The organism is Ulvibacter sp. 2305UL32-6 (assembly GCF_058148545.1).
Map to the genome: position 1 here is coordinate 1 of NZ_JBYVKA010000045.1, position 919 is coordinate 919.

Here is a 919-nt window from a genome sequence, read left to right on the forward strand (position 1 = left end):
AACGTGTTTGTATATGGTTTGTTGCGTGTTTCAAGTACCTAATTTAGTAAATAATTACCGACCAAGAAAGTCCGCGAGGACTTTCGCAAGTAGGCAAGAAGCCAGCAATAAATTATATACGGTGTTGGCATTTCGTTATTTTTTTTCAGATTCTTTAGTACATTTTTCATCAATTTCGATAGATTCTTTACTTTCAGAAAATCCGTCTTCCATAATTTTATTCAGAGGATATTTACGATACTCTTTGATTAAACAACCACAATATTTGTCAATATCATTGGTCTGTTCAAATTCAGTCCCAATTAGTTGTTTCTTCCAATTCTCTTTCATTGAGTTCGCCAAGTTATTAGTCCATTCCATTTTGACTGATTTCATACAATTTTCAAATCCAAGTTCAAGAAATATTTGACTTTTTTGTATTTCCGCTATGACTTTTAGAAAATCATCATTTTCCAATTTAGTTTTATATTTTGATTTTAAGGTGGAGTCATTTAATACTTTTTCGGCAAAACATTTACAATATTCTTTTCTTTCTTTTTCGTCAGGTATTATTCTTCTGTTTCCGTCAATACACTTCCCAAGCGGAACTTTAATTCCGTCAATTTCTACAAAGTTGCTTGGAATTATTTTTGAGCCTAAACTAATAAAGGCAAAGAAGGCAAAAGCGACAAAAGAGATGATGAAAAACTTTAAAAATTCAAATGACTTAAATTTTAATTTTCTTCTTGAAAATCCGCTACCAATTAACCAAGTAGATAAAAAAAGAAAAAGTAATATGGGTATTATAATTCCGATGTCATAGGGTGTGCCTAACTGTCTACTTGCATTTATGTATTCTTTTCCGGCTCCATAGAGCAAAAGAAATCCGATGATAATTTTAAATGTTCTCAAATGTCTGTGTCTAATGAATGCCAACGGT

At 31.2% G+C, this 919-nt stretch carries 1 protein-coding gene; it reads right to left on the reverse strand.

Annotated features, from left to right (window positions below; translation table 11 throughout):
• Positions 1–135: 135 nt before the first annotated feature.
• Positions 136–919: hypothetical protein (locus ACY2RU_RS17620; protein WP_490139798.1), on the reverse strand; the 784-nt coding region annotated here is incomplete at its 5' end.